11 protein-coding genes are annotated in these 12,960 nt (G+C 56.9%); 7 read left to right on the top strand and 4 right to left on the bottom strand.

The window, feature by feature from the left end:
- Positions 1-4 precede the first annotated feature (4 nt).
- From ACJU26_RS07320 to tilS, 6 genes are read left to right on the top strand one after another with little or no spacing between them, the layout of a single operon-like run.
- A complete protein-coding gene (locus ACJU26_RS07320; protein ID WP_414041845.1) occupies positions 5-1,117 on the top strand; it encodes a DegT/DnrJ/EryC1/StrS family aminotransferase in 1,113 nt (370 codons plus the stop codon).
- Positions 1,118-1,120: 3 nt separating this feature from the next.
- Positions 1,121-2,248 (top strand): lipid-A-disaccharide synthase, encoded by a 1,128-nt coding sequence (gene lpxB, locus ACJU26_RS07325; protein ID WP_414041846.1) that lies wholly within the window; start codon positions 1,121-1,123, stop codon positions 2,246-2,248.
- A gap of 10 nt (positions 2,249-2,258) precedes the next feature.
- The gene (locus tag ACJU26_RS07330; RefSeq protein ID WP_414041847.1) at positions 2,259-2,864 is read left to right on the top strand and encodes a ribonuclease HII; all 606 of its coding nucleotides are present in this window, start codon (positions 2,259-2,261) and stop codon (positions 2,862-2,864) included.
- Entirely contained in the window at positions 2,861-6,358 is a 3,498-nt protein-coding gene (gene dnaE / locus ACJU26_RS07335; RefSeq protein WP_414041848.1) for a DNA polymerase III subunit alpha, read from the top strand. The genes ACJU26_RS07330 and dnaE overlap by 4 nt, the downstream gene beginning before the upstream one ends.
- Before the next feature lie 30 nt (positions 6,359-6,388).
- Positions 6,389-7,339: an acetyl-CoA carboxylase carboxyltransferase subunit alpha gene (locus ACJU26_RS07340; RefSeq protein WP_414041849.1), complete on the top strand. Its 951-nt coding sequence runs from the start codon at positions 6,389-6,391 to the stop codon at positions 7,337-7,339.
- Positions 7,317-8,657 (top strand): tRNA lysidine(34) synthetase TilS, encoded by a 1,341-nt coding sequence (tilS, locus tag ACJU26_RS07345; RefSeq protein ID WP_414041850.1) that lies wholly within the window; start codon positions 7,317-7,319, stop codon positions 8,655-8,657. Before ACJU26_RS07340 ends, tilS begins: the two co-directional genes overlap by 23 nt.
- A gap of 12 nt (positions 8,658-8,669) precedes the next feature.
- On the opposite strand, the gene dksA is transcribed toward tilS, so the two are convergent.
- Positions 8,670-9,164 (bottom strand): RNA polymerase-binding protein DksA, encoded by a 495-nt coding sequence (dksA, locus tag ACJU26_RS07350; protein ID WP_414041851.1) that lies wholly within the window; start codon positions 9,162-9,164, stop codon positions 8,670-8,672.
- Between the two features lie 118 nt (positions 9,165-9,282).
- On the opposite strand from dksA, the gene ACJU26_RS07355 reads away from it, so the two are divergent.
- A complete protein-coding gene (locus ACJU26_RS07355; protein WP_414041852.1) occupies positions 9,283-10,041 on the top strand; it encodes an HAD-IA family hydrolase in 759 nt (252 codons plus the stop codon).
- Positions 10,042-10,095: 54 nt separating this feature from the next.
- Here the strand turns inward: ACJU26_RS07355 and ACJU26_RS07360 are convergent, their stop codons facing one another.
- The 3 genes from ACJU26_RS07360 to ACJU26_RS07370 all read right to left on the bottom strand — a co-directional run bounded on the left by ACJU26_RS07360 (position 10,096) and on the right by ACJU26_RS07370 (position 12,833).
- Positions 10,096-10,335 (bottom strand): YdcH family protein, encoded by a 240-nt coding sequence (locus ACJU26_RS07360; protein ID WP_414041853.1) that lies wholly within the window; start codon positions 10,333-10,335, stop codon positions 10,096-10,098.
- A 152-nt stretch (positions 10,336-10,487) separates the two neighbouring features.
- Positions 10,488-11,693: a glycosyltransferase gene (locus ACJU26_RS07365; RefSeq protein WP_414041854.1), complete on the bottom strand. Its 1,206-nt coding sequence runs from the start codon at positions 11,691-11,693 to the stop codon at positions 10,488-10,490.
- 15 nt (positions 11,694-11,708) lie between these two features.
- Complete coding sequence (locus ACJU26_RS07370; RefSeq protein ID WP_414041855.1) at positions 11,709-12,833, bottom strand: glycosyltransferase family 4 protein; 1,125 nt, start codon at positions 12,831-12,833, stop codon at positions 11,709-11,711.
- Positions 12,834-12,960 lie beyond the last annotated feature (127 nt).

A 12,960-nucleotide genomic window follows, 5' to 3' on the forward strand; every position in this document is an offset into this window, starting at 1 on the left:
AACAATGATGAGCCAAACCAATACTATTCCCATGGTGGATTTGCGGATCCATTTCCAGCCGCTGCGCGAAGAAATTCTGGCAGGCATGGGCAAAATTCTGGATCAGGCCAGCTTCATTCTGGGAGAGTATGGTCGAGCCCTGGAAAGTGAGGTCGCCCAGCTCTGTGGCGTCGCCCACGGAGTGGGCTGTGCTTCGGGCACCGATGCCTTGCTGCTGGCTCTGCGCGCCTTGGGTATTGGCCCCGGTGACGAGGTGATTGTGCCGACATTCACCTTTATTGCCACAGCCGAAGCCGTGCTCTATGTGGGTGCCAAGCCGGTATTTGTGGATGTGGACCCGCACAGTTATGTGCTGACCGTGCCTCTCATTGAGGCAGCCATAACCGCCCGTACCAAGGCGATTATTCCGGTGCATCTATATGGTTTGCCCGCTGACATGCCTGGGATCATGACCATGGCACAGCAGCATGGTCTGAAAGTCATCGAAGATTGCGCGCAGGCCATTGGCGCCAGTATTCACGGACGGCCAGTGGGCAGCTTTGGTGACTTGGGATGTTTTTCCTTTTTCCCCAGCAAGAATCTCGGTGGTGCTGGCGATGGCGGGATGGTGGTAACCAATGATGCAACACTGGCGAAACAGTTACGTGGTTTGCGCAATCATGGTTCCTGGCAGACCTATCACCATGATGTGCTGGGCTACAATAGCCGTCTCGATGAAATGCAGGCATTGATTTTACATACGGAATTTCCGCATCTGGCGACTTTCAATGCTGGCCGTCGACAGGCGGCTGCCTGGTATGACCAACATCTGGCCGGGCTGGATCTGCTATTGCCCAGCGCTGCAGTGGGTTATCAGCATGTTTATCATCAATATACCATTCAGCTAGAGGGCCGGGATGGCGTGAAGTCCGCCTTGCAGGCCGAGGGTATAGCCAGTGCCATTTACTATCCCATTCCGGGCCACCGCCAGAAAATGTTCGGCGAGCAGGCCCAGGGTTGTTGTCCTGTCGCCGACCAGCTCGCCGGGCGGGTGCTTTCCCTGCCCATGTTTCCCGAATTGCAGGAGGCGCAAATTGTCCGGGTGGCTGAAGTCATCCGTCGTAGCCTCCAGGCTTAGTCCTTGGGCAAGGTATTTGTCCTTGCCGTAGAACGCTCCGGGGAAAACCTCGGGCTGGAAATCATGGCCAATGCGGTAGCTGCCGGCCTGGATCTGCAATGGTCCGGCGTAGTAGGTTCGCGCTTGCAGGCTGCCGGGGTGCGGAATATCGCCGATGGGGAAGTGCTGGTCGTTATCGGTCTCATTGAGGTGCTTCGCCATTATGGGGCGCTGCGCCGACTTTACCATCGAGTTGTGGCACACCTGAAAAAAGAAAAACCCCTGTGCGTGATTCTGATTGATCATCCGGCATTTAACTTGCGCATCGCCAAGGCGGCCAAGGCCCTGGGCATCCGGGTCCTCTATGTGGTGGGACCGCAAATATGGGCTTGGCGCGGCCAGCGTATTCATCAGATCAAGCAGATTGTCGATCAAATGCTGGTGCTGTTCCCCTTTGAGGTACCCATTTACGCCAAGGCCGGAGTTCCTGTCCAGCTGCTGGCCCATCCCTTGTTGGAGCAGACGGCTGCCGCTCCGAATCGCCTGACTGCCAGAGCGGCCTTGGGTTTGACTTCAGATCAGCCGGTCATTGCCTTGTTACCGGGTAGTCGTCGGGGTGAACTGGAAAAACTTTCTCGCCGCTATGCGGAAACGGCGGTCTTGCTGCGCAAGCAAATGCCCCATTTGCAAATAATCGTGGCTCTGGCCCGTGCCGAGCTGGCGCCCACCTGGAACCAGCACTGGCAGCGCGGTGCAGGTCCCGAGGATGCCGTGCTCGTCAGCGCCCAGACCCGTACGGTGCTGGCCGCCGCCGATGTGGTGTTGGTGGCTTCCGGTACGGCGACCCTGGAAACCGCCTTGATGGCGCGTCCAGCGGTCGTGGTGTATGTCCTCAATGCCTTGACCTATGCTTTTGCCAGAAGGTTGGTCAAAACGCCTTTTGTGGCCATGCCGAATATTTTGCTCAAGGAAGCGGTCTATCCGGAATTCCTGCAAAAAGATTTTACCCCGGATCGGGTTGCCGCCACTCTTTTATCGCTATTCGGCGAGGCCGGACAGGATCAGCTTCGCCGGTTGCAAAGGCTGAGGGACTTGTTGCAGGGAGATTCTCCAGAGTCTCTGCAGCAGGTCTTACGGAAGATGTTTACATGAAGCTATCCGCATGAATATCCTGACAGCAAAGGCTTCGGAGCTGGAGCACTGGGGTCCCGCTTGCGCCGGTGTGGATGAAGCAGGGCGCGGTCCGCTGGCCGGGCCGGTCATTGCCGCGGCGGTGATTTTGCGCGAGCCGCTTTATGGTCTTGATGATTCCAAGAAAATGACGGCCAAGGCGCGCTTGCTGTGGGCAGCCAGGATTCGTCAGGAAGCGCTGGCCTGGTCAGTGAGTTGGGCTGCAGTCTGGGAAATCGAGCGTTACAATATTCTCCAGGCAACCTTGCGGGCCATGGCCCGGGCCATTGGCGCCCTGCCGCTGCGTCCCCAACGGATCGTGGTCGATGGTAACCAGTCGCCACCCGGCTGGCAGGTCGAGACCCTGGTGGGAGGCGATGCTCGGGTCGATGCCATAGCTGCGGCCGGTATTCTTGCCAAGGTGAGCCGAGATCAGACCATGCAGGTACTGGATCGTTATTATCCGGCCTATGGTCTGGCCCGGCACATGGGTTATGGAACGGCTGCCCATCTGCAGGCATTGCAGCGCCATGGCCCATGCCCGCTGCATCGACGTGGTTTTGGCCCGGTGGATCGGGCCTGGGAGACAAGACAGTGAGTGACCCCACATTTGTGCACCTGCATGTGCATTCCGAATATTCTCTGGAAGACGGCATTATTCCGGTCAAGGCCCTGGCCAAGCGCTGTGCCGAAAAAAACATGCCTGCTGTGGCCATTACCGATCATGGCAACCTTTTTGCCTTGGTCAAGTTTTACAATGTTGCCCGCAGTCACGGCATCAAGGCGCTGATCGGCAGTGAAATCTGGATTCACGATGACTCCGATACGGAGCGGCCCGCCAGCCTGATTTTATTGTGCATGAATAAAACCGGCTATGGGCATCTCAGCCGTTTATTGAGTCGGGCTTATCTGGAAGGTCAACAGCAGGGGCGCCCACAAATTGAAGCGGCTTGGTTACAGCAAGCCAACGCGGGACTGATTGCCTTGTCCGCAGCAGGGCAGGGCGAAATCGGTCGGGCGTTGCTGCGCCATGACGAAGAACGGGCTGAAAATCTGGCCAGACAATATGCCGACTGGTTTCCCGAGCGCTTTTATCTGGAGTTGCAGCGTAATGGTGAACAGGATCAGGAAAGTCTGGTACAAGGTACCCTGGCTCTGGCGGAAAAGCTGAATCTGCCGGTAGTCGCCAGCAATAATGCCCACTTTCTGGACGCCGCCGATTTTGCCGCCTTCGATGCCCGTCAGTGTATTTCTGCGGGCCTGACCCTCGATGATCCACGACGGCCAAGGCGTTTCACAGCAGAACATCGTTTGCGTGACCCGGAGGAAATGCGGGAGCTGTTTGCGGATATTCCCGAGGCTTGTGACAACACGGTAGAAATTGCCAAACGCTGTAATCTGGAACTGGTGCTCGGCAAATATGCCTTGCCCGACTATCCCATTCCCGCTGGTCAATCCATTGATGACTATTTGCATGAAGCGGCACAAAAAGGCCTGCAGCAGCGTCTGCAAGCCTTGCAAATCAACGGTGAAGCCAGCCTCCCTTATCATGAACGCTTGCTGCGTGAAGTGGGGGTGATTCAGAAAATGGGCTTTCCCGGTTATTTTCTGATCGTGGCCGACTTTATCCAGTGGGCGAAAAATAATGGGGTTCCGGTGGGTCCGGGGCGCGGGTCCGGGGCGGGCTCTCTGGTGGCCTATGCCCTGGGCATCACGGATCTGGATCCCATCAGTAATGGCTTGCTTTTTGAGCGTTTCCTGAACCCGGAGCGGGTATCCATGCCCGATTTTGACGTGGATTTCTGTATGGACCAGCGCGATCGGGTCATTCAGTATGTGGCGGAAAAATACGGGCGTGATCGGGTGGGGCAAATCATCACTTTCGGCACCATGAAAGCCCGAGCTGTGGTGAGAGATGTGGGTCGAGTTCTGGGCTTGCCCTATGGATTCGTCGATCAGCTCGCCAAGCTCGTTCCCGGTGATCTGGGCATGACCCTGGCCAAGGCTCTGGAAGAATCCGAAGAGTTGCGCCGCCGCCAGACGGAAGAAGATGATGTCCGCGATTTGCTGGATATCGCCCTGCGTCTGGAAGGTCTGCCTCGTCATGCTTCCACTCATGCGGGTGGTGTGGTCATTTCCCCGGAGCCGTTGGCCGATCGTCTGCCCCTGTTCACGGACAGCTCGGGAGAAAGTGGCAACGTGACCCAGCTGGATAAGGATGATGTCGAAAAAATGGGCCTGGTCAAGTTCGACTTTCTCGGCCTGCGGACCCTGACCATTATTGATATGGCCATCAAGCTCATCAACGCTGCGGACCAGTCCCATGCCCCCGTGGACATCCAGCAACTGCCACTGGACGATCCGGCAACCTATGCCCTTCTCAAGTCCACGGAAACCGTGGCAGTATTCCAGCTCGAATCTTCGGGCATGCGTGATCTGGTCCGGCGTCTGCAACCCGATACCTTTGAGGATATCGTTGCCCTGGTCGCCTTGTTTCGTCCGGGACCCCTGCAGTCGGGCATGGTGGATGATTTCATCGCCCGCAAGCATGGCAAGGCTCCGGTCACCTATTTGCACCCCGATCTTGAGCCGATTCTCAAGGAAACCTATGGGGTAATCATCTATCAGGAACAGGTCATGCAGTCTGCCCAGGTGCTGGCGGGCTACTCCCTGGGCGGAGCCGATCTGCTGCGGCGGGCCATGGGCAAGAAAAAGCCCGAGGAAATGGCCAAGCAACGCAGCATTTTTCTGGAGGGCGCCCATAAAAACGGCCTGCAACCCGACCAGGCCGGGGCTATTTTTGATCTGATGGAAAAGTTTGCCGAATATGGTTTCAACAAATCCCATTCTGCAGCCTACGCCCTGGTTTCCTATCAGACTGCCTATCTCAAGGCCCACTATCCCCAGTTTTTCATGGCCGCCGTGCTGACGGCGGATATGGATCATACCGACAAGGTCGTCGCCATGATTGCGGAGTGTCAACGCATGGGGCTGCGTATTGCCCCGCCCAGTGTGCAGTGCAGTGGTCTGGAATTTCGTCCCGAGGGTTCACGGGTTATCCGCTTTGGGCTGGGGGCTATCAAGGGGCTGGGTCGGGCGGCCATTCAGAGTATTCTGGAAGCGCGCCAAGAGGGGGCTTTCACGAGTCTTTTCGACCTGCTCTGTCGGGTGGACAGTCAAAAAATCAATCGCCGTGCTCTGGAGGCCCTGATTCGGGCCGGGGCCATGGATGATTGGCAGGTGTCGCGTGCGGATCTCATCGCCTCGCTGGAAACCGCCATGGAAGCAGCCGCACAATACCAGCACAGTCAGTCCAGCCAGCAGGAGTCCCTGTTTGCGGGGCAGGAAGCATTACCCGCCGCTCCGCCCCTGAGTCAGGCGGTACCCTGGACCTCCACCGAGGCCCTCCGTCAGGAGCGGGAAACCCTGGGGTTTTACTTCAGCGGTCATCCCATGGATGCATTGCGTGCCGAGCTTGCGGAACTGGGTGTCTACCCTTTGGGACAGGTTTCGGCAGGGTCAGTGGTGCTGGTGGCAGGATTGGTGGTCGCTCGCCGCAGCACCCGCAGCAAAAGGGGAGACCGGATTTATTTCCTGACTCTGGATGATGGCGCAGGCCGTCTGGAGGTGGTGGTATTTGCCGAAGTCTGGGCCCAGGCGGGAAAAATCGGCGAGGGGGAGGAGCCGGTGCTGGTGCTTGGCGAGGTTGGGGAGGACAGTTACTCGGGTGGCCTGCGCCTGAGTGCTCTGCGAGTGCTGGATCGCCATCGGGCGCGCGAAGAACTGGCTGTGCAATTGACTCTGGAACTTCCCCAGGGCGCGGCATTGGAACCCGAATGTTTGCGTGACTGGCTGCAGCAATATCCAGGTTCGGTACGTTTGCACTTGCGCATGCCCGTAGACAAGGACCTGCAGGTGCTGTTAAAAGTGCCGGAACGCTTCGGTTTCGCGGCCAGTGAAGAGGCGTTGGTGGCGCTACGTGCCTTGCAACCCGAGGGGCGCTGGCAGTGGACTTGTCGCGCTCCCCAATCGTTGGCCAATAATGTGATTCCTCTGGAACGTGGACAGCGCAAGACCCGCCGTCCTGCCTGAGGCGCATTTTCATGTTTGTCAGGAGTGTCGATGAAAATCAGTTATCTGGATTTTGAACAAGGCGTCGCGGAACTGGATGCCAAGGTGGAGGAATTGCACGCCTTGAATCAGCCCGGTATTGCCGATGAAATCAAGCGCCTGGAAGTGAAAGCCCGCAAAGAGCTGCAACGCATCTATAGCAAGCTGAGTGCCTGGCAGACCGTCCAGGTGGCCCGTCATCCCCAGCGTCCCTACACCCTGGATTACGTCCAGGCGCTGTTCAGCGAGGTGCAGATTCTGGCGGGGGACCGCGCTTTTGCCGATGATCAGGCCATTATCGGTGGCCTGGCCCGCTTCAATGGCCAACCCATTGTCTGGATGGGACATCAGAAAGGCCGTGATACCAAGGAAAAAATCCAGCGCAATTTTGGTATGCCGCGCCCCGAGGGTTATCGCAAGGCGTTACGCCTGCTGCGCCTGGCCGAGCGTTTTCAATTGCCGGTGCTCACCTTTATCGATACGCCTGGGGCTTATCCGGGTATTGGCGCGGAAGAACGCGGGCAGAGCGAGGCCATTGCCCGCAACCTGGCCGCTATGTCGGATCTGCCGGTGCCCATCATTTGCACGGTCATCGGTGAGGGGGGATCCGGTGGCGCACTCGCCATCGGGGTCGGCGATCGCTTGTTGATGCTGGAGTACAGTGTCTATTCGGTGATTTCTCCCGAAGGTTGCGCTTCCATTCTCTGGAAAGATGCCGCCATGGCGGCTGAAGCAGCGGAGACTCTGGGTATTACTGCCCGGCGTTTGCAGTCGCTGGGACTGGTGGATGAGGTGCTGGTGGAACCCCTGGGCGGTGCCCATCGGGATCCGGAAGCGGTCTTCAAACTGCTCCGGGAGAGTCTGGCCCGGCATCTGGATGAACTGAAAACGCTGGAAACTTCCAAGTTGTTGACCACCCGCTATGAACGGCTCATGCATTATGGAGTGGTTGGCGCGGCCTGAACTGGAGCAGAGACTCCAGACCCGTTTGCATCAAGGGGGGCTGACCCCGGGGCAGCCACTTTTTGTGGCCTATAGCGGCGGATCCGACTCCACCGCCTTGCTCGCCGCATTGGTCGCGCTGGGGTATCCGGCCCATGCCCTGCATGTGGACCATGGCTGGCATGAACAAAGTCCGGCCTGGGCGGATTTTTGCGTCGCCCAGGCCCATGGTCTGGGTGTGCCCTGTACCGTGCTGCATCTGCCGCCAGAAACAACCGGGGAAGGCCCGGAAGATCAGGCCCGGCGGGGTCGTTACGCCCTGCTGGCAGCGCAGCTTCAGGACGGGGACGTTCTGTTGACCGCCCAGCATCAACAGGATCAAGCCGAAACATTCCTCCTGCAGCTGCTGAGAGGCACCGGTATTGCCGGCCTCGCCGCCATGCCCTGGCAAAAGCCCCTGGGTAGGGGACAACTGCTGCGCCCTCTGTTGCAGGTGCCCAAGAGCGTCATGCTGGATTATCTCCAGGAAAAAAATATCCCTTATCTGCAGGACCCCGCCAATCAGAATCCGCGTTTTGACCGGGTACGGGTACGTCAGCAATTATTGCCGCTCTTGCAGGAGATGGGTTGGCAGCACGCCGTAGAGACCGTGGCGCGGACGGCTGAAAACCTGGGGGATGTGCATGCACTGGTGGATGACTGGTTTGCCATTTACTGGGAACGTCATCGGGCAGCGTTTCCGCACCTGCGAGACAACGCGCTGTCACTGCATTTCTTGCGGGAATTGTCCCCCGCCATGCAGCGCATGTTTCTGAGAGGGTGGTTGCAGCAGCTCCAGGTCCCCCAGCCCAGTCAGGCACGCCTGGCGATACTGCAAAAAGCCCTGGAATCCAATGGTGGCAGGTGCATCCAGTGGGCAGGTGGTGCTTGCTGGTTGCAGGGCCAAACCCTTTATTGGTGGGGTAGCCCGGAATTTGCCGAGGATTGGCAGGAGGGACCCTGGCATAGTGATGAACCTCTGCCTTTTGCGGGCTGGGAATGTCGAAAGGTCAAGGCGCTGCCTCCAGCATACGCGCACCAGGCATTGACGGCGGCGGTTTCCGGAGAAAATTTATACTGGCGGCGGCGTCAGCCGGGCGAGAAAGCCTGCATGGCCTCCGGGGAACATCGACCTTTAAAAAAAATCATGCTGGAAGCGGCAATACCACCTGAGTGGCGGGCGCATATGCCACTGCTTTGGGACAGCCGTGGACATCTTCTGCTGATACCGGGTTTTTATACGGCGCCTTGGGCACGCGCAGTGCAGGGCAGCGCTGCGCTTTGTTTTACCAGGCATTGAACAGGGTCGTGCCTAGTCTTGGGCCATCTGCTTTTCGCGCTTTTCTTCCAGGGTCTTGCAATCAATACAAAGGGTGGCAGTCGGTCTGGCTTCGAGGCGGCGCAGACCAATTTCCACCCCGCAGGCCTCGCAATAACCGTATTCCCCTTCCTTGATGCGGTCCAATGCCTGGTTGATTTTGCGAATCAACTTGCGTTCCCGGTCCCGCGCCCGTAACTCCAGGCCCATATCGGTTTCCAGACTGGCCCGATCATTGGGGTCCGAATAATTCACATTTTCCATCTGCATGTGCTGGACGGTACGTTCCACTTCTTCCATCAACTCGCTACGCCAGTCTTCCAGGATTTTCTGGAAATGGGCGAGTTGCGCGGCGTTCATGTACTCTTCGCCAGGCTGGAGTTCGTAAGGAACAAAGGCGGTGTATTGCTGCGTGCTTTTGGGCTGCGCATTTTGGGGTTGCCCATTGTTGGCGCTGATGTCAGCAGCTTGAGAGGCGTTGTCTGCCATGTGATCTTCCTGTCCTTGTAATAAAGCCGTTTAGGTTTAGCAGAGATTAGGCATTTTGGCAATGTTGCTGCTTGTGTTTACAATGTGGAGCTGTTCTCACCTGCACCAGGAAAAAACCATGCCCTTGCGCGCCTTGATATTTGATGTGGACGGAACGCTGGCCGATACCGAAAGGGACGCCCATCGGGTGGCTTTTAATCAGGCCTTTGCGGCCGCCGGTCTGCCTTTTGACTGGGATGTGCCCACCTACGGACACTATCTGAAAGTCACCGGTGGCAAGGAGCGTTTGCGCAATTTTCTGAATGATCATCCGGCGTTGCCGCAGCTCAGTGATGCTGATATTGCGCGGATTCATCGGCAGAAAACCGCCTTTTATGTGGAGATGATGAATGCCGGACTATTGACTCTGCGGCCCGGAGTGGAACGTCTGCTCAATGCAGCCAGGGACACGGGGTTGCCCGTGGCCATTGCCACGACAACCACCCTTGCCAATGTGGAATCTTTGCTGAAAACCACGCTGGGTCAAGATGGGCCCGATCGCTTTCAGGTCATCGGTGCGGGAGATATTGTCGCCCACAAGAAGCCTGCTCCGGATATTTATACTTATGTGTTGAAGCGGCTGGGTCTTCCTGCAGACGATTGCCTCGCCCTGGAAGACTCTGAAAATGGGTTACGCTCCGCCGTTTCTGCCGGTCTGGCAACGGTGATTACCCAGAACGAATATACCCGGGACCAGGATTTTTCTTCGGCGCTGAGAGTGCTGGATCAGTTGGGTGAGCCCGACGCTCCGGCATGGGTGCTGCAAGGAAAGGAGGCCGGAAACCCGGTTGTTGTGGATATTCCTGTTTTGATCCAGTGGCTGGCGGAAAAGGCTTGAAGACTTTGCTCGAAGCCCCGACAAGAGCAGGTCTTTTGTCGGGTTTTCGGGAAATTAGCCAGCAGTCAGCAGGCTATAAATTTCATCCTTGAGCAGCAAGCGTTTTTTCTTCATCTCTTCCAGACTCTGAGATCCTGTTGCCGCATCATTGCGCTCGATGTGCTCGATCTCCGCCGTCAAGGAATTGAATTCAGCATAGAGCTTGGCAAAGTGGCCTTGCTCGGCAAGAAGTTGATCCATCCGCTTTGTCAGTCCAGGGAATTCCATTTTTAAATCCTGATGTTCAGTAAGCATGCGTACCCTCCTGTGAGATGCATCGAGTGGTACTTGACCTATCGATGTCCGCATTCATTGTATCGGGGAGAGGTGGGCTTCGCAAAGCGCAGAGCAGGTTGGGCCGCCACAATGTAGCAAACCCCCCTTAGAAAATTTTTTATCTTTTGCTTTTAATGGGATTTATGTTTATCCACAAAACCAGTTGCTCTCACCGTGTTTTTTTGGGCGATGACATCGAGGTAAAAGTCTGCGAGTTTGGTCACCATGATATTTTCTGACCATTGATGCGCAAGATTTCGGGCTTCGGTGGATAATTGCTCAAGCAGATTCGGGTCAGCCAGAATGTCGGCACAAATCCGCGCAAATGCGCCGGCATCGGCGGGAGCGGAACGGGTGCCCATGCCGCTGTGGAGAAGGTCCGCAGCACCCATGACGGGCACGGCGACCACCGGTAATCCTGCCGCCAGGGCTTCCAGCAAAACCATTCCCTGGGTTTCCGTTTCGGAGGCGAATACCAGAAGGTCCGCAGCGGCATAAGCCTGAGGCAGTTCGAGAAGATGGTCCAGATAACCCAAAAAACGGACATGATCCGTGAGTTGGGTGTCCCGCGCCTCTTTTTCCAGGGATGGGCGGGCGGGACCATCTCCCGCCAGTAACAGCAGAACATCGGGCCGTTGTTGTCGGAGTTGGCGGAGCATGGAGAGTAACAGACCGATGTTTTTTTCCGGGGCGATGCGTCCGGCGTACAATAACACGGGGCGATGTTCTGCAATTTCGTGACGCTTGCGAAAGCACACACGCTGTTCTGCGGGATGCGGCTGCGGACTCAGGCGAATACCGGTGGGGATAACCTGAATAGGGGTATTCACCCCATAATTCCGGAGGACGGCTGCCATGGCTTGGGATGGAACAATCAGTCCATCTACGGCGGCGCATTGTTGACGCGAGGGAATACGCACCATGGCCTGACGAATTCGGGTGGGGATTTTTCCGTAGTAATGGCCGAGATAGGCTTCAAAATAGGTATGGTAGGAACTGATAACCGGCAGTTTTAACCGGCGGGCGAGATGATTGCCCAGATAATGGGCCACAAAAGGTGTCTGAATGTGCAGCACATCATATTGCCTGGCAGCCAGTTTAGCTCGGCTTCTCAGCAGGGTTCGGGGTTGCATCAGTCTTTCTTCTGGATACAGACGAATTTTCCGGGAGGGAATGCGAACTATTCCCGGGTCATCTCCTGTACTGGAATCGTAATCGGGTACGAGTAAATCGACCTGATGTCCCAGTTGTTCCAGTCCCTGTCGGAAACTGCGAATGGAGGTGGCCACGCCGCTGATGCGCGGGAAATAGGTATCCGAAATCATGAGGATGCGCATGGGTCTTCCAGAAAGTCAGCGAGGCGGGGTTTGTCGTTGATAAACGGCTTCGAGAATGTCAAAACTGCGGGTCCAGCTTTGCGATTCTGCGCGCAGGCGCCCCGCAGTACCAAAGCGTTGACGATCCGCAGGGTTGGCACAAAGTGCATGGAGTGGCCTGTCCCAGTCACTACCCCGCGGAAGCAGTCTGCCGTGAACCCCATCCTGGACCTGTTCGGACACGCCAGGACAGTCATAGGCGATGATGGGTAATGCGCTGGCCTGGGCTTCCAGCACCACATTGCCAAAGGTTTCACTGCAGGAGGGAAAGCAAAACAGATCGGCGCTGGCATACCAGCGGGCGAGATCCATGCCTCTTTGCAGGCCTGCACAATGAATCCGTTCTTGGGCAGACTGGTTGATTTCGCCACGTAGAGGGCCATCACCCACAAGGACCAGCATGGCCTTGGGGTAATCCTTGCTCAGTTTGCGAAAAGCGGCGAGGAGAGGCGGCAGGTTTTTTTCCCGGGCCAGGCGTCCCACATAGAGGAGCAGCAAATCATTGGCGCCCAGTCCCAACTGCTGACGAATTTGGGCATCACGCCATTGGGGATGGAAACGCTGGGTGTCTACTCCGCGACCCCACTGCTGGAGGCGGAGAAAACCTTGTTGATGCAGCCTTTCCAGAGTCCCTTGACTGGGCACCAAAGTCTGCCGGGTGGCATTGTGAAAATGCCGTAAATAAAGGAGAACCAGATAGCGTAGGGACGGAATACCATAGAGGGAGAAATATTGATCGAAATTCGTATGGAAACTGGTCACTACGGGCAAGTTCAGCTTTTTGGCGGCCAGTAATGCCGCATAACCCAAGGGTCCTTCCGTGGCGATATGCACCACTTCACTGCCCCAGGCTTGCAGGCAACGGCCAATGGCAGTTGGACAGGCCCATCCCAACTTGACCTGGGGATAAAAAAACAGGGGAAGGGCAGTGACCAGACCTTCCTGGGGAAGCTCATCCGCTTGGCGGGGGCGAATGAGCTGAACACGATGGCCGCGCGCCTGAAGTTCTTCTACCGCCTTACCCAAGGTAAGGGCGACTCCATTGACTTCTGGGGGGTAGGTCTCGGTGATCAGGGCGATTCTGAGTTTGCCTGTGGTCATGTCTTACCGTGTCAAGTGCTGGAAACAGAGCGACGATGCGGCGCAACGTACATCCCGATTCTTCACCAGCATGATAACGGAGAAATATGACAATTTGATGAACCCAACAATGGCGGTTAGTGGGGAT

The sequence above is a fragment of the Acidithiobacillus sp. M4-SHS-6 genome (assembly GCF_047421495.1).
Classification (GTDB): domain Bacteria; phylum Pseudomonadota; class Gammaproteobacteria; order Acidithiobacillales; family Acidithiobacillaceae; genus Acidithiobacillus.